Genomic DNA, 25311 nt, shown 5'->3' on the forward strand with positions numbered 1-25311 from the left:
CCGCGCGCGCCCCGTCTCCGGGGGGGCGCGCCCGGCGGGGGGCGCGGGGCGGCGCGCGGCCGCGGGCGTGTTGGCCCCCCGGGCGCCGGCGCGCGGGGCGCCCCCCCCCCCCCGGGGGGGCGGGCCCCCACGGCTCTGTCGTGATCGGCCGCGTCGTGATCGGCTGCGCGGCGGGGCCGTACGGAGAGCGGCCGCGGGAAAGCGGTGGAGCGGCCGGGCCGGGTTCCGTAGCCTGGTGATCTCCCGGTGCGATGGCCGCGGTTGCTTCGGTGGAGTACGCCCATGGCGTGCGGTGAATCTGGAATCACGTACCGCTGCCGCCTTGATCTCGGGAGAATCGGCGCCGCGGCGCCCGGTGCGACGGCCACGGATACTTCCGGGTGATCCCCTCGCAGGTTCGAATCCTGCTGCCGGTCCTGGACCGGTATGGCCGAGCGGCCCATGGCAGAAGCGCCCCCAGGGCGTTCGCGATCCGCGGCCGGCCCGATCTCGGGCGCCCGGCGCTGTCGGTGCGGTCTGGTAGGAATACTGCTGTGAGCAGCGCGAACGGGCGAACCGAGGGCGGTACCGACGGTACGGACGGTGGGGACCGTACGGGCGGCGGGGACGGCGCGCCGCCCGAGCAGCTCGCGTTGATCCGGGAAGCCGTGCGCCAGGCCAAGGAACCGAAGGCGAAGCCGCGGACCTGGCGAGGAGCCGCGCTGGCGAAGGACCTGCCCGTCGCCCGGGTGCTCGTCGACAAAGGGGTGCTGCACCTCGACCGCTACTTCGACTACGCCGTGCCCGAGGACCTGGACGAGGCGGCGCAACCGGGCGTGCGGGTCCGGGTACGGTTCGGCGCCGGGGGACGCAACGTCCGCGGTGGGCGGCGCGAGGGCGGGGGTCTGATCGACGGCTACCTGATCGAGCGGGTCGCCGAGTCCGACTACTCCGGGCCGCTGGCCGCCCTCGCCCAGGTCGTCTCCCCCGAGCCCGTCCTCGGGCCCGAGCTGCTCGGTCTCGCCCGCGCCGTCGCCGACCGGTACGCGGGATCGCTCGCCGACGTACTGCAACTGGCCGTTCCGCCCCGGCACGCCCGCGCCGAGGCACGGGAGTCGCCGGTGCCCCCGCCGCCGCCCACGGCGCCCGAGCCCGGGACCTGGCGACGGTACGGAAGGGGAGCGGACTTCCTCGCCTCGCTCGCCTCCGGCGGGGCCCCGCGCGCGGTGTGGACCGCGCTGCCCGGCCCCCAGTGGGCCGAGGAGATCGCCCGGGCCGTGCGGGCGACGCTCGCGTCGGGGCGCGGCGCGCTCGTCGTCGTACCGGCCGGGCGGCCCGCCGCCCGCGTGGACAGCGCCCTGACGGCGCTGCTGGGGGAGGGGCAGCACGTCGTGCTGACCGCCGACGCCGGACAGGAGCGGCGCTACCGGGAGTGGCTCGCCGTCCGCCGGGGCGCCGTACGGGCCGTCGTCGGAACGCGGGCCGCCATGTTCGCGCCCGTACGGAATCTCGGACTCGTGGTCGTCTGGGACGACGGCGACGCGGGACACAGCGATGACAACGCGCCCTTCCCGCATGTCCGGGAAGTGCTGGAGCTGCGCGCGTCCCGAGACAGGTGCGGTTTCCTGCTGGGGAGTTGGACCTGCACGGTGGAGGCGGCCCAACTGGTCGAGAGCGGCTGGGCGCTGCCGCTGGCCGCCGACCGGGAGCAGGTGCGCGCCGCGGCGCCGCTGGTGCGCACCGTCGGGGACGGTGATCTCGCGCGCGACGAGGCAGCCCGGGCCGCCCGGCTGCCCACACTCGCCTGGCAGGTCGTCAGGGAGGGGCTGCGGCAGGGGCCGGTGCTGGTGCAGGTGCCCCGCCGGGGATACGTGCCCCGGATGGCGTGCGCGCGGTGCCGGGAGCCCGCGCGGTGCCGCCACTGCGCGGGGCCGTTGGAGGCCCAGGACGCGCGGGCGCTGCGCTGCGCGTGGTGCGGGCGGGACGAGCCGGCCTGGCACTGCCAGGAGTGCGGCGGGTTCCGGCTGCGGGCCCAGGTCGTCGGCGCCCGGCGGACCGCCGAGGAACTGGGACGGGCGTTCCCGGCCGTGCCGGTGCGCACCTCCGGACGGGAGCAGGTGCTGGACACGGTTCCCGCGGCACCCGCGCTGGTGGTGAGCACCCCGGGTGCCGAACCCGTCGCCGAGGGCGGGTACGCGGCCGCCCTGCTGCTCGACGGCTGGGCGATGGTCGGGCGGCCGGATCTGCGGGCCGGCGAGGACGCGTTGCGCCGGTGGACCGGGGCCGCCGCGCTGGTCCGGCCGCAGGCGCAGGGCGGCACGGTCGTGGTGGTGGCCGAACCGACCCTGCGGCCGGTGCAGGCACTCGTGCGGTGGGACCCCGTGGGACACGCGGTGCGCGAACTCGCCGAGCGGGCCGAACTCGGATTTCCCCCGGTCTCCCGGATGGTGTCCGTGTCCGGGTCGGCGGAGGCGCTCGCCGGGTTCCTCGCGGCCGCCGAACTGCCGGGCGATGCCGAGGTGCTGGGGCCCGTGCCGCTGCCGGTCGCGGAGGCCGGGCGGTCCAGGCGGCCCGGGGCACCCCCCGCGGCGGAGCCGGCGGAACGGGTGCTCGTCCGAGTGCCGCCGGGCAGCGGTGCCGCGCTGGCGGCCGCGCTGAAGAGCGCCCAGGCGGCACGCATGGCGCGGGGCGGGGGCGAGCCCGTACGGATCCGCGTCGATCCGCCCGACATCGGGTGAGGTGGGTGGGGTCGGTGAGTCCGGCTGGTCCGGTGGGGTCCGGGGGCGGACATAGGACTGCCTCCCGGGGGCTTCGGCGCCGGGAGGCAGTGGTCGTCGCGCGGTGACCTCGGATCGGTCAGCCGTTGCGTGGGCCCGGGCAGGCCGTGGGCCTGACCTCTTCGCGGAGGGTGGGGCTGCCGGCCGTGGGCTGGGTCGGCATGGATCGGGCGGCGGGAACGGTCGGCACGGTGGGGAGCGGGGTGTCGACGGCGACCGTGCGGGCGCTCGCCGTCTCCGTGGCGCGCTCCGCCTCGGCGGCGGCCTGGGCGGTGGCGCGGCGCGCTCCGTAACGACGGTGCACCGCCTGCTTGGTGACCCCGAGGGCCGAGCCCACCGCGTCCCACGAGAAACCGAGTGAGCGGTCGAAGTCCACGGCGGCCGTGACCAGGGTCTCGACGCTGTCCCGCAGCTCCTGGGCGAGACGGACGGTCGGGGCGGGGGCACGTCCGTAGACGACGAAGCCCGTGGAGGGGCCGGAGCGGCGTGGGCGGTAGACATTGCCGAGCTGGGCGGTGAGCGTGCGCAGTGCGTCCACCTGCCGGCGGACCCGCTCGATGTCGCGCACCAGCAAGTGCAGGCTGGCCCGGGCCTGGGCGTCGTGGGTTGCGTGGTCGGCCATGAACAAGCCTCTCGAACCGGCGTTGAAAAGGATCGGGCCGCGAAATTGCAGCCCGCTGTGGTCAACTCTTTCTTGACCAACGCGTGGACGGGTGAGTGGTCACGCTGCGGGGGCGCGAGGGCATATGCACGGGGCGCGTCCCAAGATGTACGCCCCCCGATGTGTGACGGACGCGCCCCGCGAGCCGGTGGTGCCGGCCGCACCCCTCCCGGAAGGGGCCGCACCGCCCGTGCGAGCCGAGGCGCGGGCCTCCCGGAGTCCCGCCGGAGAACGCCCGTCACCCCTGGAGAACCCCCGGGCCCTCGGGCCCGGCGCGGCATAGACTGGTGCGCTGCCCCGCGCTTCGCCCTCACCGGCGCGCGCGGGGATGGAAGTGCTCCCGCCCGAGAGGCCAACCGCCACCCATGAAGCTCGTCTTCGCAGGCACCCCCGAGGTCGCCGTTCCCGCCCTGGACGCCCTGATCGCCTCCGGGCGGCACGAGGTGGCCGCCGTCGTGACCCGGCCGGACGCGCCGGCCGGGCGGGGGCGACGGCTCGTCGCGAGTCCGGTCGCCGAGCGGGCGGAACAGGCCGGGATCGAGGTGCTCAAGCCCGTGAAGCCCCGGGACGAGGAGTTCCTGGCCCGGCTGCGGGAGATCGGCCCGGACTGCTGTCCCGTCGTCGCGTACGGGGCGCTGCTGCCCCGGGTCGCCCTCGACGTCCCGGAGCGGGGCTGGGTCAACCTGCACTTCTCCCTGCTGCCCGCCTGGCGCGGCGCAGCCCCCGTGCAGCACTCGATCATGGCCGGTGACGAGATCACCGGCGCCTCCACCTTCCTGATCGAGGAGGGCCTCGACTCGGGGCCGGTGTACGGCACGGTCACCGAGGAGATCCGGCCCACCGACACCAGCGGGGACCTGCTGACCAGGCTCGCCTTCGCCGGGTCAGGACTGCTCGCCGCGACGATGGACGGCATCGAGGACGGCACGCTCAAGGCCGTGCCCCAGCCCGCCGACGGCATCAGCACGGCCCCGAAGATCACCGTCGAGAGCGCCCACGTCGACTGGGCCGCCCCGGCGCTGCGCGTCGACCGCGTGGTGCGCGGCTGCACGCCCGCCCCGGGCTCCTGGACCGTCTTTCGCGACGAGCGGCTCAAGCTCATCCAGGTCGCGATGGTGCCCGACCGTACGGACCTCGCCCCGGGCGAGCTGTCGGTCGCCAAGAACAACGTGTACGTGGGTACGGGTTCCTACGCGTTGGAGCTGCTCTGGGTGCAGGCCCAGGGCAAGAAGCCGATGCGCGCGGCGGACTGGGCCCGTGGGGTGCGGATCGCGTCCGGGGAGCGGCTCGGGAGCTGACGCCGGCCCTGCGGCGTACGCTGATGAGCGCACCATTTTTCCTGGATCCGGAGCACCTTTTTCGTGACTGAGCAGTCCCGTGGGCCGAAGAAGCCCGGCAAGCCCTACCGCCGCCCCCAGAAGGACCCGGTCCGCATGCTCGCCTTCGAGGCGCTGCGGGCCGTGGACGAGCGCGACGCCTACGCCAACCTCGTCATGCCGCCGCTGCTGCGCAAGGCGCGCGAGAAGGGCGACTTCGACAGCCGGGACGCCGCCCTCGCCACCGAGCTGGTGTACGGCACGCTGCGCAGGCAGGGGACGTACGACGCCGTCATCTCGGCCTGTGTGGACCGGCCGCTGCGGGAGGTCGACCCGCCGGTCCTCGACGTGCTCAGTCTCGGGGTCCACCAGCTGCTCGGCACGCGGATCCCGACGCACGCCGCCGTCTCCGCCTCCGTCGAGCTGGCCAGGGTGGTGCTCGGCGACGGGCGCGCCAAGTTCGTGAACGCCGTGCTGCGCAAGGTCGCGCGGCAGGACCTCGACGCCTGGGTGGAACAGGTCGCGCCCCCCTACGAGGACGACCCCGAGGACCATCTCGCCGTCGTGCACTCGCATCCGCGCTGGATCGTCTCCGCGCTGTGGGACTCGCTGGGCGGCGGCCGGGCCGGTATCGAGGACCTCCTGGAGGCCGACAACGAGCGGCCCGAGGTCACCCTCGTCGCCCGGCCGGGACGTTCCACCGCCGAGGAGCTCCTCGGCGCGCTGGACGAGGACTCGGCGCTTCCCGGGCGCTGGTCGCCCTACGCCGTCCGGCTCACCGAGGGCGGCGAGCCGGGCGCCATCGACGCCGTGCGCGAGGGCCGCGCGGGTGTCCAGGACGAGGGCAGCCAGCTGGTCGCGCTCGCCCTCGCGAACGCGCCGCTCGACGGGCCGGACCGGGCCTGGCTGGACGGCTGCGCCGGACCCGGCGGCAAGGCGGCGATGCTGGCGGGTCTCGCCGCACAGCGGGGGGCGACGCTGCTCGCCTCCGAGAAGCAGCCGCACCGCGCGGGGCTGGTGGCCAAGGCACTCGCCGGGAACCCCGGCCCCTACCAGGTCATCGCCGCCGACGGCACCCGCCCGCCGTGGCGGCCCGGTACCTTCGACCGCGTGCTCATGGACGTGCCCTGCACGGGCCTGGGCGCGCTGCGCCGCCGTCCCGAGGCCCGCTGGCGGCGCCGCCCCGAGGACCTCGACGGCTTCGCGTCGCTCCAGCGCGGGCTGCTGCGCACGGCCCTCGACTCGGTACGGGTCGGCGGCGTCGTCGGGTACGCGACCTGTTCGCCGCACCTCGCCGAGACCCGCGCGGTCGTCGACGACGTCCTCAAGCACTACGAGGGCGGTACGGCCGAGCTGTTCGACGCCCGTCCGCTGCTGCCCGGCGTACCGGCTCTCGGGGACGGCCCCGACGTACAGCTGTGGCCGCATCTGCACGGGACGGACGCGATGTACCTGGCCCTCGTCCGCAGGACCGGCTGACGTCCGGCGACCGGCCGTCCCACCGCCCGTGCGTCACGGGAGGTGGGTCCGCCGCCGGTCCGGCGGCGTGCCGTTCACGCGGGCGGTGAGGGCGGATCCGTCGGTTCTCCGGGCCGCGCGTCCGGGGGACGACCGGTGTCGCCGGATGTCCCGGTGCCGCCGGAGCTCCCGGGATTCGCCGAGGCGCCCGAGGTTCCCGCAGTGCCGGGATTCGCGGACGGGACGGACGTCCCGGTCGCGGCGGACGGCTCGGGCGTGCCCGGTGTCCCGGAGCCCTCGGGGGTGCCTGGTTCGCGCGGGTGCCCCGCGTCGGCGGGCCGGACGCCGCCGTCGTCGCGGGCGAGCCGGTGCGGCCACCACACCTTCGGGCCCACGTCGAGGAAGAGCGCGGTGACCAGCACCGAGCGCACCACGAAGGTGTCCAGGAGGACGCCGAGGGCGACCGCGAAGCCGATCTCCGCGAAACCCACGATCGGGAGGGTGCCCAGCGCCGCGAAGGTGCCCGCGAGGACGAGACCCGCCGAGGTGATCACCGCCCCGGTGGTGGCGAGGCCCGACACCACACCGGCACGGGTGCCCTGGTGGCTCGCCTCCTCACGGATGCGGGTGGTCAGGAAGATGTTGTAGTCGATGCCGAGTGCCACCAGGAACACGAAGACGAACAGCGGGAAGGCGACGTCCTCGCCCGCGTAGTCGAACACGTGACGGAAGGCCAGCGCGCTCACGCCGAGGGCGGTGGCCAGCGACAGCACCACGGTCCCGATCAGCAGGAGCGGGGCGATCAGGGCGCGCAGCAGGACGCTCAGGACCAGCAGTACCACCAGCAGGACGAGCGGGATGACCAGATAGTTGTCATGCGTCTGGGCCTCCTCCATGTCCAGCAGGGCCGCCGAGCCCCCGCCCACCTTCGCGTCGGCGCCGGGGACGGCGTGCACCGCGTCGCGCACCCGGTCGACCGTGGCCTTGGCCGCCTCGCTGTCGGACGGGGCGCGCAGCGTCGCCTCCAGCAGGGCCCGGCCGCCGTGCTCGGGCGCGCTGCCCGGCGGCACACCGATGCTCGTCGCGACCACGCCCGGATCCGCCGCGACGGCACGGCCGACCGCGTCGGCCTGCGCGGCGTCGGACACGATCACCAGCGGATCGCCGGCGCCCGCGGGGAAGTAGCGCGCCGACACCTCCTGGCCGACGACCGAGTCCGGTCTCCCGGTGAACGAGTCGGCGTTGGCGATGCCCGCGGCCCGCAGTTGGATCAGTCCCAGCGACAGCACCGCCAGGGCCAGCGCGGTGGCCACCCAGGTCGTCCGGGGGCGGCGGGCGATCCGGTGTCCCATCCGCGCCCAGACACCGCCGCGGGTCGGATCGGACGAGCCGAGGTGCGGGACGGCGGGCCAGAAGATCCAGCGCCCGAAGACCAGCAGCAGGGCCGGGAAGAGGGTGAGCATGGCGATCAGGCCGACGGCCACGCCGATCGCCGCGACCGGGCCGAGGCCCCGTGTCGAGTTCATCTCGGCGACCAGGAGCACCAGCATGCTGAGCACGACCGTCGCGCCCGAGGCGAGGATCGCCGGACCCGCCCGGTTCATGGCGCGGGTCATCGCCTCGTGACGGTCCTCGTGGCGGCGCAGCTCCTCCCGGTAGCGGGCGACGAGCAGCAGCGCGTAGTCGGTGCCCGCCCCGAACACGAGCACCGTGAGGATGCCCGCGCTCTGGCCGTTGACCGTCAGACCGGCGTGTCTCGCCAGCAGATAGATCAGCGCCTGCGCCGTGAACAGGGCGACGACCACGCCGAGCAGCGGGACGAACAGCAGGATCGGGCTGCGGAAGGTGATCAGCAGCATCACGATGACGACGGCCATCGCCGCGAACAGCAGTGTCGAGTCGATGCCCTCGAACGCCTTGGAGGAGTCGGCGGCCGTGCCGCCGGGCCCGGTGACGTGCACCGAGAGTCCGTCGTCGCCCTTGCCCACCTCGTCACGGATGGAGTCGACGGCCGGGGCGATCCGCTGCCAGCCGGACGCGTCCATCGTGATGGGGATGTAGAGCTGCGCCGCCCGCGGATCGTCGGGCCGGTCGAAGACGGGTCCACGGGACTCCGCGCCGCGGATGCCGTGTTCCCGCAGGGTCTTCGCCTGCTGCGCGTCCTCCGCGATCTGCCGGCGGTCCTGCTCCGTCAGGCCGCCCGCGCGCGTGTAGACGACGACGGCGGGGATCTGCTCGGGCCGGAACCCGTTCGAGATGTCGAGGACCTGGGTGGACTCGGCCGAGCCCGGCAACCAGGACTGGGCGTCGTTGTCCTGGGCGTCGGCGAGCTTCATTCCGAGGGGTGCCACGAAGACGAGCACCAGCAGCCACAGCGCCAGAACCAGCCACTTGGAGCGCCGTCCGCACACGAAACCGATGGTCGCCCGCTTCCAGGCGTCCAGCCGTTTCACACCCACCGCCGGGTTCGCGCGGGGAGTCGCCGGGGCGGCCGGGAGAGCGTGCCGGGACCCCCCGGGACATCCGCGGAACGACCCAGGTCCGGACCGGGGCGAGCAACCGGCCCGGGACATGGCAGGCTTGGGGCATGGCCGCGCAGATCAACCCCAGCATCCTGTCCGCCGACTTCGCCCGCCTTGCCGAGGAGGCACAGGCGGTGGAGGGGGCTGACTGGCTCCATGTCGACGTCATGGACAACCATTTCGTACCGAACCTCACCCTCGGGGTGCCGGTGGTGGAGTCGTTGGCCCGTGCGACGGCGACTCCGCTGGACTGCCATCTGATGATCGAGGACGTCGATCGGTGGGCTCCCCGGTTCGTGGAAGCCGGTGCCGGTTCGGTCACCTTCCACGCGGAGGCCGCCGCCGCGCCCGTCCGGCTGGCCAGGGAGATCCGGGCCATGGGAGCCCGCGCCTCCATGGCGCTGAAGCCGGCGACCCCCATCGAGCCGTACGAGGACCTGCTGCCCGAGCTCGACATGCTGCTGATCATGACGGTCGAACCCGGATTCGGGGGCCAGGCTTTTCTCGACATCATGCTCCCCAAGATCCGCCGTACGCGCGAGTTGATCAGCAAGCACGGACTGGAACTGTGGCTCCAGGTCGACGGCGGGGTCTCGGCGTCGACCATCGAGCGGTGCGCGGAGGCGGGCGCGGACGTGTTCGTCGCCGGTTCGGCGGTGTACGGGGCCGCGGACCCGGCCCAGGCGGTACGTGCACTGCGCACCCAGGCCGAGCAGGCGACGGCCCTGGCATCGTGGGCGTGCGACCACTGAACCAAGGGAACGTGAACGCCGCCCATCAGGGCGAACCGAGTGCGCCGGATCTGCGAGGATGAGCGGCGAATCCAGAGTGTGAACAGCAGTGAGGAGATCGCCGTGTCGGGTATGTCGGCTGGCCGGTCAGCCATGCGGATGGGACCCGCTGAGCTGGTCCAGGCGGCGGCCATGGCCCGCCGCTTCTACCTCGAGGGCAAGTCCAAGATCCAGATCGCCGAGGAGTTCGGCGTGAGCCGCTTCAAGGTGGCCCGGGTCCTGGAGACCGCTCTCGAACGGGATCTCGTGAGGATCGAGATCCGCGTCCCCGCCGAGCTGGACGCGGAGCGCTCGGACGCGCTGCGCGCCCGCTACGGCCTGCGCCACGCCGTGGTCGTCGAGTCCCCGGCCGACGCCGAGGAGTCGCCCGACCCGGAGAACCTCGGCGAGGTGGCCGCCGACCTGCTCGGCGAGCTCGTCAACGAGGGAGATGTGCTCGGCCTCGCCTGGGGCCGCTCCACGATCCACATGGCGGCGGCGCTCGACCGGCTCCCGCCGTGCACCGTGGTGCAGTTGACGGGCGTGTACGACGCCGGGACCGCCGAACGCGGCTCCGTCGAGGCCGTACGGCGAGCGGCGCAGGTGTCGGGCGGCGACGCCCATCCCATCTACGCGCCGATGCTGCTGCCGGACGCGGCCACCGCCGCGGCGCTGCGCAACCAGACGGGGATCGCCCGCGCCTTCGAGTACTTCGACAAGGTCACGGTCGCCTGCGTCTCCATCGGCTCCTGGGAGCCCGGCATCTCCACGGTGCACGACATGCTCAGCGACGAGGAACGCTCCCACTACGCGTCCCTCGGTGTCGCCGCCGAGATGTCCGCGCACCTCTTCGACGCCGAGGGCCGGCGGGTCGGACGTGACCTGGGCGAGCGCTGCATCACGGTCGAGACCGACCGGCTGCGCCGTATCCCCGAGGTCGTCGCGATCGCGGGCGGGCAGCGCAAGGCGGCCGCCATCGACGCGGTGCTGCGGTCCGGCCTCGTCACCAGCCTGGTGACGGACACCTCGGCCGCGGACAGTCTGATGACGGCGGGCCCGCCTCCGCGTCCGGCCCTGAACCGGGCGGACCCGGACGGCCCCTGACGGGTTCTCCACCGCGCGCCGCGAGGGGGGGGGGGGGGGCGCCGAGACGTGAATGGGGGCACGCCCCCCCCCCCCGGGGCGCGCCCCCCGGGGGGGGGGGGGGGGGGGGGCGGGGGGCGGCCCGTTTTTCTGGCGCCCCCGCCCGCCCCCTCGCGCGTCCTCCCCTCGCGCGGCGGCGGGCCGTCTGTCCGCCGCGCTGCTGCTCTGTCCGGTGGTCCTGCTGACAGGCTGCTCGTCGACCGGGACCGCCGTCCCGGGCCGCTCCGCGGCCACGACGGCGAGCCCTGCCGCGGCGGTCCCGTCCTGGGCCGACGGCCTGCCCGCCGTCGACGCGGCGGCGCTCCCCGCGCAGGCGCGCGAGACCCTCGCCCTCATCGACCGGGGCGGCCCCTTCCCGTACGCCGCGGACGGCGGCGTCTTCGGCAACTTCGAGCGGGAACTGCCGAGGCACGGACGGGGCTACTACCACGAGTACACCGTGCGGACCCCCGGCGAGGGCGACCGGGGGGCCCGGCGCATTGTCACCGGGCAGGGCGGCGAGATCTACTACACCGACGACCACTACGACTCGTTCAAGGCGGTGCTGAGATGACCCGCGGTCCTCTCGCGGAGGTGTGCCGCTCAGCCGGGTGGCAGGTCACCGAGCTCGACCTCACCGGAGTGCTCGACAAGGCCGGTTTCATGGCGCGCTGCGTCCGCGGCCTCGACCTGCCGGAGTGGTTCGGGGGGAACTGGGACGCGCTCGCCGACGTCCTGGGCGACCCCGACTGGGGACCGGCCAGTCCGGGCAGACTCCTGGTGGTCACCGGGTGGCGTCCCTACGCGCGGGCGCGGCCCGAGGAGTGGGAGACCGCCCAGGAGGTGCTGGAGTCGGCCTCCGGTCACTACACGCAGTTCGACGCCACGCTGTCGGTCGTCCTCGTCCTTGGAGGATCCGACCAACTGCCCCCTGACCAGCCTGGATGATCTGTGAGGGCATCGCATTCCGGCGGTCGTGGGAGAATGAAGTACGTGCTCTTCCCCCTGGCTGACCTGTCCGGGGGCCACCTCTGAACGACTGGGATGTGCAGCACGTGCGTTTCCTCAACGACATCCAGCCCCCGTACGACCTGACGTACGACGACGTCTTCATGGTGCCCAGCCGCTCCGCGGTCGGCTCGCGTCAGGGTGTGGACCTCAGCTCTCCGGACGGCACGGGCACCACCATCCCGCTCGTCGTCGCCAACATGACGGCGATCGCGGGCCGCCGGATGGCCGAGACGGTGGCCCGCCGCGGTGGACTCGTCGTCATCCCGCAGGACATCCCGATCGAGGTCATCACCGAGGTCGTCTCCTGGGTCAAGGGACGCCACCTGGTGCTCGACACCCCGATCGTCCTCGCCCCCCACCAGACCGTCGCCGACGCGCTGGCGCTGCTGCCCAAGCGCGCGCACAACGCGGGCGTCGTCGTGGACGAGGACGACCGCCCGGTCGGGGTGGTCACCGACGCCGACCTCACCGGCGTGGACCGCTTCACCCAGCTGTCCGAGGTCATGTCGAAGGACCTGCTGCTCCTCGACGCGGGCATCGAGCCCCGCGAGGCGTTCAACACCCTCGACGCCGCCAACCGCCGCTACGCCCCCGCCGTGGACGCGGACGGCAAGCTGGCCGGCATCCTCACCCGCAAGGGCGCCCTGCGCGCCACGCTGTACACACCGGCCACCGACGCGAACGGCAGGCTGCGCATCGCCGCCGCCGTCGGCATCAACGGTGACGTGGCGGGCAAGGCCAAGCAGCTGCTGGACGCGGGCGTCGACACGCTCGTCATCGACACGGCCCACGGGCACCAGGAGTCGATGATCGCCGCCGTACGGACCGTGCGCGCGCTCGACCCCCGGGTGCCGATCGTCGCGGGCAACATCGTCGCCGCCGAGGGGGTCAAGGACCTCATCGACGCGGGCGCCGACATCATCAAGGTCGGGGTCGGCCCCGGTGCCATGTGCACCACCCGGATGATGACCGGCGTCGGCCGGCCGCAGTTCTCCGCCGTCCTGGAGTGCGCGGCCGAGGCGAAGAAGTACGGCAAGCACGTGTGGGCCGACGGCGGTGTCCGCCACCCCCGTGACGTCGCGATGGCACTGGCCGCCGGTGCGTCCAACGTCATGATCGGCTCCTGGTTCGCCGGCACGTACGAGTCCCCGGGCGACCTTCAGCAGGACGCCAACGGGCGCCTGTACAAGGAGTCGTTCGGCATGGCGTCCGCGCGCGCCGTCAAGAACCGCACCAGCGAGGAGTCCGCGTACGACCGGGCCCGCAAGGCGCTGTTCGAGGAGGGCATCTCCACCTCGCGCATGTTCCTCGACCCGTCCCGTCCGGGCGTCGAGGACCTGGTCGACTCGATCATCGCGGGCGTCCGTTCCTCCTGCACCTACGCGGGTGCCAACTCCCTGGAGGAGTTCGCCCGGAACGCGATCGTCGGCATCCAGAGCGCGGCCGGCTACGCCGAGGGCCAGCCCCTGCACGCCAGCTGGAGCTGACCCGTCCCCTGGTCCCCGGCCGGACCCGGTCGCCCGTACGGCCCCTGTTCCCCCTTGGGAGCGGGGGCCGTACGCATGACGGCGGCCCGGGTGCCGGGGCGCCGGGTGCCGAGCCGGACGCGCCCGGCCGCGCGCCCGTACTTTCCGGGTTCCGGTCGCGCGACCGCCGCCGCGCGACCGGCTTCCCCTCCCGCGCGAGGGGACGACGGTCGCTCCCCTCGCCGTCATCCGGGCGGTCCTCGACGTCCGGATGGCCGTCGGGCTCGTGTTCTACTTCAGTCACGGCTATCGCAGGTCCCCGACCACGACCGCGGAACCCGTCGCCGAGCAACCGAAGACACCTCGCAGAAAAGTGAACCACCCGCAGTGCTGAACGATCTCGACGAACGCATCGTGCACGCCCTCGCCGAGGACGCCCGTCGCTCCTACGCCGACATCGGGCAACTGGTCGGCCTGTCCGCGCCCGCGGTGAAGAGGCGGGTCGACCGGCTGCGGGCCACCGGGGCCATCACCGGGTTCACCGTACGGGTGGACCCGGCGGCGCTCGGCTGGGAGACCGAGGGCTTCGTCGAGATCTACTGCCGGCGGAACACCTCACCGGAGACCATCCAGCGCGGGCTTGAGCGCTACCAGGAGGTCGTGGCCGCCTCCACCGTCACCGGGGAGGCGGACGCGGTGGTGCAGGTCTTCGCCTCGGACATGCGGCACTTCGAGCGGGTCCTCGAGCGGATCGCCGGAGAGCCGTTCGTGGAGCGGACGAAGTCGGTGCTGGTGCTTTCGCCGTTGCTGCGGAGGTTTTCCTCGGGGTCGCCTGCTCAGCCGGCGCCCCCGTAAGCGCTGGTGCGCCCACGGGGGTGGGGGATTCGCCTCCGAGCGGCTGCGGCTCGCCCTGGCTTGTCGCGCCGTTCGCCGCGCCCTGGGGGCGCTCCCGTACCCGGCGCCGGAAGAGGGCCCGGTGCCGCAAGAGCCCTGTGCTGGAAGGGCCACCCGGATCCGGTGCGGGACCCCGGACACACCTGGTCGCCCCTCCACGCCGAGCACGAGGACGGCGGCGGGCGCCCGGATCCGCAGGACCGGACCGACTTCGTCCTGCACCGGGGCCTGTCCGTCCTCGGCTCGCGCCCTCGTCAGCGGCGGCGCCCGGCGCGCCCGGCCCGACGTCGCGGACGACGACCGGCCCTTCGACCACGCGGCGGTCGTCACCGTTTTCGGCGTACCCCGCGCGGACTGACGGCGGAGGCCCGGGTGTTGCAGGGTCGCATTGAACGGTGGTTCAGCCGGACCATTGCGGTCCGGGCCCGGCATGCACTATTTTGAGCCGCACCGCTACCAGCGAGTATACCGATGGGTAACCGAACGTCACCCAGCCGCCCGATTCGTCCCGTCGTCCTGGGGAGACCATGCGCTGGCCCTTCGGCCGTCCGACCACGGTCCGCACGCGGATCGTGGCCCTCGCACTCGCGCCGGTGATCGCTCTCATGTCGCTGTGGAGCTTCGCCATGGTGTCCGTCACCGGTGAACTGCGCGCGCTCGTCCGGTTGGAGGGTGTCTACAACACCTTCGGTACGCCGGTCGACACGGCGATCGGCCAGATCCAGATCGAGCGGCGGTTCGCGGCCGCCTACCTGGGCACGGGCCGCGGAGAGACGGCGGCCCTCGGCCTGCTGGCGCAGGAGCGCCGCACCGATCGCGCCGTGACCGCCATGCGCGCGGCGATCCGGAACGGGGACCGCGACCTGCTCTCCGGACGCCAGCGGCAGGTGCTCGACTCCGCGCTCGACTCCGTGGACGGGCTGGAGGCGCTGCGGGGCCGGGTGCTGTCCCGCGAGGTCTCCTGGGACCGGGCCGTGGCCGAATACAGCGCCCTGCTGGAGCCGGGCTTCGACGTCCCGTCCGCGCTCACGGCGCTCCAGGCGGGGCAGTTGGCGCGTGAGGCGCAGGTCGTCGTCGAACTGGTGCGGGTGCGGGACTTCGTGTCCCGCGAGGACGCGCTGGTCGCCGGGGCGCGCGCCGCCGGAACGCTCACCGACCGCCAGTACGACACCCTCACCGCGACGATCGAGGACCGCAGGGTCTTCGAGCGGACCTACGTGCCCGACCTGCCCGCCGACTCGCGCGCCCTCTTCGAGGAGTTCCAACGGGGCGATCTCCACCGGGAACTGACCCAGGGTGAGGACGCCCTGCTGCGGGCCGGCGCGGAGCACGCGGACGCGGCCGTGGCGGCGCGTTCCTGGCGCACCACCACCGACCGCTCCGTCAAGCAGTACATGCGGCTGTGCAGCCGGGCGGCGGTCAACTCCGCCGAGCGCGGACGGACGTTCGCCTACCAGGAGCTGACCGACGCCGCGATCGTCGGCGTGCTGGGACTGGCCGCCGTGGGGCTCTCCCTGTGGTTCGCGGTGCGCGGCGCGCGGCGCATCTCGCGCCGTCTGGAGGCGCTCCGGGACGCCGCCGACCTGCTGACCAACCGTCAGCTGCCGCACGTCATGGAACGGTTGAGCGTCGGCGAGGAGATCGATGCCGCCGCCGAGGCGCCTCCGCTGGCGGACGTGGAGGCGGTGGACGACGAGATCGGCCAGGTCGGCCGGTCCTTCAACACCGCCCGGCTCGCCGCCGTCGAGGCCGCGGTCAAACAGGCCACCCTGCGCCGCGGGCTGTTCGCGGTGCTCCTGAACATCGCCCGCCGCAACCAGGCGCTCGTCCATCGCCAACTCAAGCTCGTCGACACGCTGGAGCGGCGCACCGACGACCCGGACGTCCTGGACGACCTGTTCCGGATCGACCACCTGACCACCCGCATGCGGCGCCACGCCGAGAGCCTGATCATCCTGTCCGGCTCGGCCCCGGGCCGCCGTTGGCGAAGGCCCGTGCCCGTCGCCGAGGTCGTCTCCTCCGCCGTGGGCGAGATCGAGCAGTACGCGCGTGTCGTGGTCCCTCCGATGCCGGAGGTGGGCGTGGCCGCGGACGCGGTCGCCGACATCGTGCACCTGATCGCCGAACTCGTCGAGAACGCCACCGTGTTCTCGCCGCCCCACACCCAGGTCACCCTGCGTACCGGGCGGGCCGGGAGCGGGTTCGTCCTGGAGATCGACGACCGGGGCCTCGGCCTCGAGCCCGAACAGATCGAGGACGCCCAGCGCACCCTCACCACACCGGACGACTTCGACCCGACCCGGCACGACCGGCTCGGGCTGTACGTGGTGGGCCGGCTCGCCGCACGGCACGGCGTCACCGTCACGCTGTGCCGCTCGCCGTACGGCGGAACGACCGCGGTGGTGCTGCTGCCGGAAGCGGTCCTCGCCCCCGTGGAACCCTCCCGTCCCGTGATGGAGGCCGATCCCGACCCGATGGGCCTGCCCCCACGGACGGCCACCGCGGTCCTCCCGGAGCGGCGGACGGGGCGGCGCGCGCCGGAGACCGACCTGGCGACGCGAAACGCCCCGGCTCCCGCCCCGGCCCCGGCTCCCGCCCCGGCTCAGCCCGTGCTGCCCACCCGGGTCCGGCAGCGCGCCCTCGCGCCCGGGCTGCGCACCGAGGGCCCGCCGGCCGACACTCCGCCGGAGCGCGAGGTCACCCCGGAGGAGATGCGCGCGGTCTTCGGCGCCTTCCAGCGCGGCCTCGACCGTGGCCGCAAGGGCCTTCCCACCGAGCCGGACGCAGGGCGGTCCGGCTCCGTGCGGCGAAACGACACCGAGGAAGGGACGGGCGCCGACGATGCGTTCTGACCAGCTCCCAGAGCACACCGGCCAGACCCTCGAGGCCCGGACCGCGGAGGCGGGGGGTGGCGCGTCCGGGCCGGGCGGCGCCGGCGATCGGCCCGGCACCGACCTCGGGTGGCTCCTCGACGACCTCGTGGCCCGGACCGACCATGTCCGGCAGGCCGTGCTCCTGACCGCCGACGGGCTCCCGCTGAGCTGTTCGGAGGGCATGGGCACACGCGACATCGAGCACCTGGCCGCCGTCTGCGCCGGTTTCCACAGCCTGGCCCGTTCGGTGGGGGAACGCTTCGAGGCGGGCGGTGTGCGCCAGACCATGGTGATGCTCGACGACGCCTACCTCTTCGTCACCCCGGCGGGTGACGGAAGCAGGCTGGCCGTGCTCAGCGAGGTGCAGACGGACGTCGGACAGCTCGCCCACGAGATGGAGCTGCTCGTCCGCCGCGTCGGCCGCCACATGGCCGCCGCCGTACGTTCGACGGCCGACTCCGCGGGTCCCTGATCCGCCCGTGACCGACGAGCACTGGTACGAGGACGAGACCGGGCCGATGGTGCGGCCCTACACCGTCACGGGAGGCCGGACCCGTCCCTCCGACCGGCATGTCATCGATCTGATGTCGCAGGTCACGGCCCTGGAGACGGGCACAGGGCTGCCCGGTGTCGATCACGTGGCGGCCGCTCTGCTCGACCTGGCGGGCCACGGGTCCCGGCCCGTCGTCGAACTCGCCGCGGACATCGACCTGCCGCTGACCGTCGTACGCGTCCTGCTCGGCGACCTGGCCGAGGCCGGTCTGGTGCGCATCGACGAGCCGCACCGCTGGCCGCCCGGCGGCCCGGCCGCCGACCCGGAACTGCTCCGCGAGATCGTGGATCGGCTGCGCGAGCTGTGAGCGCGGGGAGGTGGAGGACGCCCCCGGAGCGTCCCGCACCTCTCCGCACCTCCCCGCCCCGCCCGTCCGCACCTCCGGAGTCCGTCCCGGGGGCGGAGACGGCTCCGGGGACCGCGCCCGGGCCCGTCCGGCCTCCACGGCCCGTCCGGCCCGTCCGGCAGGACCCGGTGCCTCACCCCCGCCTCGCCCGCCCCGGTGCGCCCGGGGCCCGCGCGTGCTCTCGCACCGTCCGTCCCGGGTCCGTCACGGAGCGCCCGCGATCCGGGAGTGGTCTCGCGCCGGGGCGTCACGTGTCGCCCGGCCTCGTCGTCCGGAGCGGCGGAACCCGGCTGTGACCTGCGTCTCCCGGGGTTCGGGGCCGTGATCGGGGTGGTCCGGCGGGCGCGCAACGAATCGCCGTCGAAGGCGAGGCGCACGCAACGATTCGTCCGGTGGCGCGCAACGGGTCCGTCTTGTCCCCCCGAGCCGGCCGCCCGTACCGTCTATCTGGCCCCCCAAACCCGCTTCCGCACCGGTGGAGAACACGCATGCGCACAGCCCTGCTCCAGAGCTCCGGCCGCCCCGGCTCGATCGTCGAGAACCTCAAGGTCCTCGACGAGGCCGCGGGCCGCGCCGCCGCAGCGGGCGCCGGGCTGATCGTGACCTCCGAGATGTTCCTGACCGGATACGCGATCGGTGACGACATCGCGCGTCTCGCCGAGCCCGCCGACGGCGACTCCGCCGACGCGATCGCCGAGATCGCCACCCGGCACGGCGTGGCCGTCGCCTACGGCTACCCCGAGCGCGAGGCCGCACGGGAGCAGGACGCGGACGCCCCGGCCGACGGCGGCGCGCGCGTCTTCAACTCCGTGCAACTGATCTCCGCCGAGGGAACCCGGCTCGCGAACTACCGCAAGACCCACCTCTTCGGCTGCTTCGAGCACGACCACTTCACGCCCGGCGACCGGCCCGTCGTCCAGGCCGAACTGAACGGCCTCCGCGTCGGCCTCATGATCTGCTACGACGTCGAGTTCCCGGAGAACGTCCGCGGGCACGCCCTCGCCGGCACCGACCTGCTGCTCGTGCCGACCGCGCAGATGCACCCGTTCCAGTTCGTCGCCGAGTCCGTCGTCCCGGTGCGCGCCTTCGAGAACCAGATGTACGTCGCCTACGTCAACCGCACCGGCCCGGAAGGGGAGTTCGAGTTCGTGGGACTGTCCACGCTGGCCGGGCCCGACGGCGTCGCCCGTGCCCGGGCGGGCCGCGGCGAGGAACTGGTCCTGGCGGACGCCGACCCCGTGTTCCTGGCGGCCTCGCGCGAGGCGAACCCGTATCTGAAGGACCGCCGTCCCGGTCTCTACGGGTCCCTCGTCTGACATCCCGCCCGGCCCGACCCCGGCCGGTCCGACAAGCCTCCCCCTCATCAGCTTTCGCGCAAGGAGTCCGTACCCCATGACGTCCACCGTGCCCAACGCCGTCCAGCACGCCGACGTGCAGCAGCCGCCGATCACCATGTTCGGCCCGGACTTCCCCTACGCCTACGACGACTTCCTCGCCCACCCCGCCGGCCTCGGGCAGATACCCGCGACCGAGCACGGCACCGAGGTCGCGGTCATCGGCGGCGGACTGTCCGGCATCGTGGCCGCGTACGAGCTGATGAAGATGGGCCTCAAGCCCGTCGTGTACGAGGCCGACGAGATCGGCGGCCGGCTGCGCACGGTGGGCTTCGAGGGCTGCGACCCCTCGCTCACGGCCGAGATGGGCGCGATGCGCTTCCCGCCGTCCTCCACCGCCCTCCAGCACTACATCGACCTGGTGGACCTCGAGACCCGGCCGTTCCCCAACCCCCTCGCCGCGTCGACGCCCTCGACGGTCGTCGACCTCAAGGGCGAGTCGCACTACGCGACCTCCGTCGACGACCTCCCGCAGGTCTACCGCGACGTGATGAACGCCTGGAACGCCTGCCTCGAGGACGGCGCCGACTTCTCCGACATGAACCAGGCCATGCGGGAGCGCGACGTGCCGCGCATCCGGGAGATCTGGTCCAGGCTCGTCGAGAAGCTCGACAACCAGACCTTCTACGGCTTCCTCTGCGAGTCGGAGTCCTTCAAGTCCTTCCGGCACCGCGAGATCTTCGGCCAGGTCGGCTTCGGCACCGGCGGCTGGGACACCGACTTCCCGAACTCCATCCTGGAGATCCTGCGCGTCGTCTACACCGAGGCCGACGACCACCACCGCGGCATCGTCGGCGGCTCCCAGCAGCTCCCGCTGCGGCTGTGGGAGCGCGAGCCGCAGAAGATCGTGCACTGGGCGTACGGAACCTCGCTGTCGTCCCTCCACGACGGCGCCCCGCGTCCGGCCGTGACCCGGCTGAACCGCACCGCGGGCAACGGCATCACGGTGACGGACGCGAACGGCGACATCCGCACCTTCAAGGCGGCGATCTTCACGGCGCAGTCCTGGCTGCTGCTGTCGAAGGTCGCCTGCGACGACGCGCTCTTCCCCATCGACCACTGGACGGCGATGGAGCGCACCCACTACATGGAGTCGAGCAAGCTCTTCGTGCCCGTCGACCGGCCGTTCTGGCTGGACAAGGACGAGGAGACGGGCCGTGACGTCATGTCGATGACGCTCACCGACCGCATGACGCGCGGGACCTACCTCCTGGACGACGGCCCGGACAAGCCGGCCGTCATCTGCCTCTCGTACACGTGGTGCGACGACAGCCTGAAGTGGCTGCCGCTGTCCGCGAGCGAGCGGATGGAGGTCATGCTGAAGTCCCTCGGCGAGATCTACCCGAAGGTCGACATCCGGAAGCACATCATCGGCAACCCGGTGACCGTCTCCTGGGAGAACGAGCCCTACTTCATGGGCGCGTTCAAGGCCAACCTGCCGGGTCACTACCGCTACCAGCGGCGCCTGTTCACGCACTTCATGCAGGAGTCTCTGCCCGAGGACAAGCGGGGCATCTTCCTCGCCGGCGACGACATCTCCTGGACGGCCGGCTGGGCCGAGGGCGCCGTCCAGACCGCGCTGAACGCGGTCTGGGGCGTCATGCACCAGCTGGGCGGGACGACCGACCCGACCAACCCCGGGCCCGGCGACGTCTTCGACGAGATCGCGCCGGTCGAACTGCCCGAGGACTGAGCCCGGGCGCGAGCCGGGCGGATCAGACCCCGGCCGCCCGCGCCGCCTCGTACACCTCGGCGGCGACGTCCTTCAGTTCCCGGGCGTCGCGCACCGAGCCCTGGAGGTCGAGGAAGATCTCGTCGAGGCCTACCTCGGCGTGGGCGACCAGGTCCTCCACGATCTGCTCGACGCTTCCCTGGAAGGGCCGGCGGTCCTCGCCGTCGTACGCCTTCGCCGTGTACTGCGGGTTGGTCCGCAGCACGGTGCGCAGCGGCTCGGTGCGGCCCCGCTCGGCGGCGAGCTCCTGCAACTGGGCCCACTGCGCGGTCAGTTGCCCGACACCCATGCCGACGGGCATCCACCCGTCGGCGTGATCGACGAGCCGCCGCCGTGCCTTGCCCGTACTGGCGGCGAGCAGGATCGGGATCGGCCGGGCGGGCTTGGGGCCGACCACGGACGACGCGATCCGGGTGAGCGTCCCGTCGTAGACGACCGGGTCGGGGCCCCACACCGCGCGGCACACCCCGATCACCTCGTCCAGGGCCTGGCCGCGCTCCGCGAAGGGGCGCGGGGAGGCCGCCGCGTACTCGTCGAGCGACCAGCCGGTGCCCAGACCCGCGACGACCCGCCCGCCGCTGGCCGCGTCGAGCGAGGCGAGGGCCTTGGCGAGCTGGAACGGCACATGCAACGGGGCGACCAGGACACTGGTGCCGAGCAGGACGCGCTCGGTGACGGCGGCCGCGAGGGTCAGGGTGACCAAGGGGTCGGCGACGCCGCGGTACACCTCGGGCCAGGGCAGTCCCTCGATGCCGTAGAGCCCCTGCGTCGGAGGGTCCGGGAACAGGGCCCGCTCGAAGACCCACAGGCTGTCGTACCCGATCGCCTCGGCGGCGCGTGCCACGTCGGGTACGTCCCGTCCGAGGTCGTACTGCTTCATCTGGGGGAGGGTGAGGCCGAGTCGTGTCGCCATGCCTGCGTGCTCCTTCACATCAGGGTCCGCCGGTCGGCCAACGTACAGCGGTCCGCCCGGAGTTCCGGCGGGGACCGCGTCACGTGGCCGGATCAGATCGGCAGGGGAGTGAGGAGCATCCGGCCGGCCAGGCCCACCGCGGAGTCGAGGCGGTCGGCGAACTCCTCGGCCAGGTCCGGCAGTCCGCGCAGCGCCCACAGGGCGCGCGCCGCCGCCCAGGTGGCCTCGCGGGCCCGCTCGAGACTCCAGGAGCCGAGCAGGTGGGTGAGCGGATCGGCGATCTGGAACAGGTCGGGGCCCGGCATCAGCTCCTCGCGGACGCGCTCCTCCAGCGAGACGAGGAGATCACCCACGCGGTCGAACTCGTCCTCCAGGTCCGCCGGTTCGCAGCCGAGCGTACGGCAGGTGTCCACCAGGGCGAGCGCCAGATCGTGCCCGATGTGCGCGTTGATGCCCGAGAGGGCGAACTGCAGCGGACGTACTCCCGGATGGCGGCGGAACTGAAGCAGCGGACGCCAACAGGCGGGCGCGCGACCGTCCTCGGCCACCGTCAGGTAACGCTCGGCGAACCGTACGTCCAGGGAGATCGCGGCCCGGCGGTCCGGGAAGAGACCGGCGTCCAGCTGCCGGTCGAACTCCTCGGTGACGGTGAGGTAGACGCGGTTGAAGACCGCGAGGCCGTCCCGTTCGGGGAGCGCCGTGTCCAGGGCGCGCATGCGGGAGACGACCGTGTCCACGGGTGTGCTGAAATGTACGGACTGCGCCATGGGGGCAGCGTCCCAGTCCTAGGCTGGCCGAAGTGCCGCCGGGCCGGAGGCTTCCCCAGAACGGGGGAACACGGGCGGGGTGAGAGCGGGGGAGCAGCAGGTGTCAGGCCAACGTGCCCAGCGGCGGGTCGAGCGCGGGACCGCGCGCGGGAGGTTCGCGGCGCGCGGTGCCATGGTCGTCGCGGCCTCGGTCGTCGTGGCGGTCGGGACCGTGGCGGGGCTGGTGTCCGCGTCCGACGGCGGGCACCCCTCGGCCGACGCGGATCCGCGGACGACCCGCCGGGCCGCTCCCGGCCCGCTGCCGGGTGCGTCGACCTCGTCGCGCGCCTCGGCCGGACCGTCCCCGTCCGGGCGGGCCTCCCCGAGTCCGGCTCGCGAGCCCTCGCGGAGCCGGCGGACGGCGGCCGCGCCCGGCCGTCTCTACCGTCACCCGGACTCCCAGGTCCGCGACTGGGTCGACACCCACGCCGGCGACGCCCGGCGGGCGGTCATCGAGTCCCGGATCGCCGACCGTCCGGCCGCGGTGTGGTTCGCGGACTTCACGCCGTCCACCATCACCGCGCGGGTCAGGGCCGTGACCTCGGCGGCCTCCGCGGCGGGCCGGGTGCCCGTCGTCGTGCCGTACGCGATCCCGCAGCGCGACTGCGGCGGTGCCTCGGACGGCGGGGCGCCCGACTTCGCCGCGTACGACGGCTGGATCGACCGCTTCGCGGCGGGGCTCGGCTCCGGCGAGGTCGTCGTCGTCCTGGAGCCCGACGCGATCGCCCAGTCCGACTGTCTCGGCGAGGGCGGGCGGGCCGACCTCTTCGCCTCGCTGGCCCGGGCGGGCCGGGCGATGAAGGCGGCCGACCCCAGGGCCCGGGTCTACTACGACGCGGGCAACTCCGACTGGAACCCGGCCGCCGAACAGGCCGCCCTGCTGCGCCGGGCGGGGGCGGCCGCGCCCGCCTCCTCCGACGGGATCTTCACCAACGTCTCCAACTTCAACCGGACGGACGACGAGATCGCGTACGCCCGGCGGGTGTTGTCCGCGCTCGGCGGTCCCGCGGGTCTCGGTGCCGTCATCGACACCAGCCGCAACGGCAACGGCGCCGCCGCCGACGGCGAGTGGTGCGATCCGGCGGGTCGCCGGATCGGGCGGGCGCCGACCCTGAGCACCGGGCAGGCCGGGATCGACGCCTATCTGTGGGTGAAGCTGCCGGGCGAGTCCGACGGCTGCAAGGGCGAACCCGGGACCTTCTCGGCGGAGTACGCCTATGAGCTGGCGCGCTGATCCCCGGGTCCGTCGTACGCGGACGTCCCCGAGTCGAGAAGGGACCCCTGCGGCTTGAGGTGCGCCGGCGCCATCGCCCGCAGCGCGTGGTAGCCGGTGATCACGACGACGGTGCCGAGCGCGATGCCGTTCAGCGAGAAGGTGTCGGTGAACTCCAGGGTCACTCCGCCGATGCCGATGATGATGCCCGCGGCGGCCGGCACCAGGTTCAGCGGGTTGCGCAGGTCCACCCGGGCGTTGAGCCAGATCTGGGCGCCGAGCAGCCCGATCATCCCGTAGAGGATGACGGTGATGCCGCCGAGGACCCCGCCCGGGATCGCCGCGACCACCTCGCCGAACTTCGGGCACAGGCCGAAGAGCAGGGCGAAGCCGGCCGCGGCCCAGTAGGCGGCCGTCGAGTAGACCCGGGTCGCGGCCATCACGCCGATGTTCTCGGAGTACGTGGTGTTGGGCGGGCCGCCGACCGCCGTGGACAGCATGGAGGCGGCGCCGTCGGCGGAGATGGCGGTGCCCAGCTTGTCGTCCAGCGGGTCGCCGGTCATCTCGCCGACGGCCTTGACGTGCCCGGCGTTCTCGGCGACCAGCGCGATCACGACGGGCAGCGCGACGAGGACCGCCGACCACTGGAACGACGGTCCGTGGAAGGAGGGCAGCCCGATCCAGTCGGCCTGTCCGACGCCCGAGAGGTCCAGGCGCCAGTGGTCGGTCACCTTGCCGCTCCCGTCCGTCGAGTGGATCCGGCCGAAGATCCGGTCGAGGACCCAGGAGAGCGCGTAGCCGAAGACGAGCCCGAGGAAGATCGCGATGCGTGACCAGAAGCCGCGCAGGCACACCACGGCGGCTCCGGTGACCAGCATCGTCAGCAGGGCCGTCCACTGGTCCTGCGGCCAGTAGGTGGACGCGGTTACCGGCGCCAGGTTGAAGCCGATCAGCATGACGACCGCGCCGGTCACGATCGGCGGCATCGCGGCATGGATGATCCGCGCGCCGAACCACTGCACGGCCAGTCCCACCAGGAACAGCGCGACCCCGACCACGAAGCACGCGCCGGTCACCGTCGCGCTGGTCCCGCCCTGCGCGCGGATCACGGCGGCGACGCCCACGAAGGAGAGCGAACAGCCGAGGTAGCTGGGCACCCGGCCGCGGGTGGCGAGCAGGAAGACGACCGTCGCGACACCGGACATCATGATCGCGAGATTCGGGTCGAGTCCCATCAGGACGGGTGCGACGAAAGACGCCCCGAACATGGCGACCACGTGCTGGGCGCCGAGCCCGAGGGTCCGGGGCCAGGAGAGGCGTTCATCGGGGCGGACGACCGCTCCCGGGGCGGGGGTCCGTCCGTCGCCGTGCAGTTTCCAGCCCACGCCGAGGTCCATGTGAGGATTCGCCTTCCCTGTCCGTGGATCGGTCCGGACCATTGTCAGGGCCGACCGGCAGGTTTATGATCGTCTGCCCCTTTTCGTGAATGTTCTTCATATTCGCGC

At 73.4% G+C, this 25311-nt stretch carries 20 protein-coding genes; 15 read left to right on the plus strand and 5 right to left on the minus strand.

All coding sequences use genetic code 11. The features are described 5' to 3' along the window. The first annotated feature begins 533 nt into the window (after positions 1 to 533). The gene (locus ACFYW7_RS21115) at positions 534 to 2717 is read left to right on the plus strand and encodes a primosomal protein N' (RefSeq protein WP_389504442.1); all 2184 of its coding nucleotides are present in this window, start codon (positions 534 to 536) and stop codon (positions 2715 to 2717) included. A gap of 118 nt (positions 2718 to 2835) precedes the next feature. On the opposite strand, the gene ACFYW7_RS21120 is transcribed toward ACFYW7_RS21115, so the two are convergent. Then, positions 2836 to 3378, minus strand: a complete 543-nt coding sequence (locus ACFYW7_RS21120) for a hypothetical protein (protein ID WP_389504444.1) — start codon at positions 3376 to 3378, stop codon at positions 2836 to 2838. Positions 3379 to 3782: 404 nt separating this feature from the next. On the opposite strand from ACFYW7_RS21120, the gene fmt reads away from it, so the two are divergent. Beyond that, the gene (gene fmt / locus ACFYW7_RS21125) at positions 3783 to 4715 is read left to right on the plus strand and encodes a methionyl-tRNA formyltransferase (RefSeq protein WP_389504446.1); all 933 of its coding nucleotides are present in this window, start codon (positions 3783 to 3785) and stop codon (positions 4713 to 4715) included. Between the two features lie 63 nt (positions 4716 to 4778). Further along, positions 4779 to 6212 (plus strand): RsmB/NOP family class I SAM-dependent RNA methyltransferase, encoded by a 1434-nt coding sequence (locus ACFYW7_RS21130; protein WP_389504448.1) that lies wholly within the window; start codon positions 4779 to 4781, stop codon positions 6210 to 6212. A 74-nt stretch (positions 6213 to 6286) separates the two neighbouring features. Here ACFYW7_RS21130 and ACFYW7_RS21135 read toward each other — a convergent pair whose 3' ends face one another. Next, positions 6287 to 8527: an MMPL family transporter gene (locus tag ACFYW7_RS21135; RefSeq protein ID WP_389504666.1), complete on the minus strand. Its 2241-nt coding sequence runs from the start codon at positions 8525 to 8527 to the stop codon at positions 6287 to 6289. 251 nt (positions 8528 to 8778) lie between these two features. Here ACFYW7_RS21135 and rpe point away from each other — a divergent pair, with 251 nt between their 5' ends. The 11 genes from rpe to ACFYW7_RS21190 all read left to right on the plus strand — a co-directional run bounded on the left by rpe (position 8779) and on the right by ACFYW7_RS21190 (position 20835). Continuing rightward, a complete protein-coding gene (gene rpe, locus ACFYW7_RS21140; protein ID WP_389504450.1) occupies positions 8779 to 9465 on the plus strand; it encodes a ribulose-phosphate 3-epimerase in 687 nt (228 codons plus the stop codon). Between the two features lie 78 nt (positions 9466 to 9543). Then, positions 9544 to 10587, plus strand: coding sequence for a sugar-binding transcriptional regulator (locus tag ACFYW7_RS21145; RefSeq protein WP_389504452.1), 1044 nt, complete (start codon positions 9544 to 9546; stop codon positions 10585 to 10587). A gap of 211 nt (positions 10588 to 10798) precedes the next feature. Then, positions 10799 to 11179, plus strand: a complete 381-nt coding sequence (locus tag ACFYW7_RS21150; RefSeq protein ID WP_389504454.1) for a ribonuclease domain-containing protein — start codon at positions 10799 to 10801, stop codon at positions 11177 to 11179. Beyond that, complete coding sequence (locus ACFYW7_RS21155) at positions 11176 to 11553, plus strand: barstar family protein (protein WP_389504456.1); 378 nt, start codon at positions 11176 to 11178, stop codon at positions 11551 to 11553. Before ACFYW7_RS21150 ends, ACFYW7_RS21155 begins: the two co-directional genes overlap by 4 nt. A 107-nt stretch (positions 11554 to 11660) precedes the next feature. Next, complete coding sequence (locus tag ACFYW7_RS21160; RefSeq protein WP_389504668.1) at positions 11661 to 13103, plus strand: GuaB1 family IMP dehydrogenase-related protein; 1443 nt, start codon at positions 11661 to 11663, stop codon at positions 13101 to 13103. Positions 13104 to 13469: 366 nt separating this feature from the next. After that, the gene (locus ACFYW7_RS21165) at positions 13470 to 13937 is read left to right on the plus strand and encodes an Lrp/AsnC family transcriptional regulator (RefSeq protein WP_389504458.1); all 468 of its coding nucleotides are present in this window, start codon (positions 13470 to 13472) and stop codon (positions 13935 to 13937) included. Between the two features lie 566 nt (positions 13938 to 14503). Continuing rightward, entirely contained in the window at positions 14504 to 16828 is a 2325-nt protein-coding gene (locus ACFYW7_RS21170) for a nitrate- and nitrite sensing domain-containing protein (protein ID WP_389504460.1), read from the plus strand. Beyond that, positions 16818 to 17321 carry a roadblock/LC7 domain-containing protein gene (locus ACFYW7_RS21175; protein WP_389504462.1) on the plus strand — a complete coding sequence of 168 codons (504 nt, stop codon included), beginning with the start codon at positions 16818 to 16820 and terminating at the stop codon, positions 17319 to 17321. The genes ACFYW7_RS21170 and ACFYW7_RS21175 overlap by 11 nt, the downstream gene beginning before the upstream one ends. A 7-nt stretch (positions 17322 to 17328) precedes the next feature. Further along, positions 17329 to 17709: a DUF742 domain-containing protein gene (locus ACFYW7_RS21180; RefSeq protein ID WP_389504464.1), complete on the plus strand. Its 381-nt coding sequence runs from the start codon at positions 17329 to 17331 to the stop codon at positions 17707 to 17709. Between the two features lie 527 nt (positions 17710 to 18236). After that, complete coding sequence (locus ACFYW7_RS21185; protein ID WP_389504466.1) at positions 18237 to 19064, plus strand: carbon-nitrogen hydrolase family protein; 828 nt, start codon at positions 18237 to 18239, stop codon at positions 19062 to 19064. A gap of 76 nt (positions 19065 to 19140) precedes the next feature. Beyond that, positions 19141 to 20835 (plus strand): flavin monoamine oxidase family protein, encoded by a 1695-nt coding sequence (locus ACFYW7_RS21190; protein ID WP_389504468.1) that lies wholly within the window; start codon positions 19141 to 19143, stop codon positions 20833 to 20835. Between the two features lie 22 nt (positions 20836 to 20857). On the opposite strand, the gene ACFYW7_RS21195 is transcribed toward ACFYW7_RS21190, so the two are convergent. Both ACFYW7_RS21195 and ACFYW7_RS21200 read right to left on the minus strand, forming a co-directional pair. Then, positions 20858 to 21787, minus strand: a complete 930-nt coding sequence (locus tag ACFYW7_RS21195) for an LLM class F420-dependent oxidoreductase (RefSeq protein ID WP_389504470.1) — start codon at positions 21785 to 21787, stop codon at positions 20858 to 20860. Between the two features lie 92 nt (positions 21788 to 21879). Next, entirely contained in the window at positions 21880 to 22554 is a 675-nt protein-coding gene (locus ACFYW7_RS21200) for a DUF5995 family protein (protein ID WP_389504472.1), read from the minus strand. A gap of 172 nt (positions 22555 to 22726) precedes the next feature. On the opposite strand from ACFYW7_RS21200, the gene ACFYW7_RS21205 reads away from it, so the two are divergent. Then, positions 22727 to 23827 carry a glycoside hydrolase family 6 protein gene (locus ACFYW7_RS21205; RefSeq protein ID WP_389504670.1) on the plus strand — a complete coding sequence of 367 codons (1101 nt, stop codon included), beginning with the start codon at positions 22727 to 22729 and terminating at the stop codon, positions 23825 to 23827. Here ACFYW7_RS21205 and ACFYW7_RS21210 read toward each other — a convergent pair. Then, the gene (locus ACFYW7_RS21210; protein ID WP_389504474.1) at positions 23809 to 25203 is read right to left on the minus strand and encodes a uracil-xanthine permease family protein; all 1395 of its coding nucleotides are present in this window, start codon (positions 25201 to 25203) and stop codon (positions 23809 to 23811) included. The two genes, ACFYW7_RS21205 and ACFYW7_RS21210, sit on opposite strands and share 19 nt — an antisense overlap. Between the last annotated feature and the right edge of the window lie 108 nt (positions 25204 to 25311).

This window comes from Streptomyces sp. NPDC002580, from assembly GCF_042889485.1.
In the GTDB taxonomy this organism is placed as follows: Bacteria; Actinomycetota; Actinomycetes; order Streptomycetales; family Streptomycetaceae; genus Streptomyces.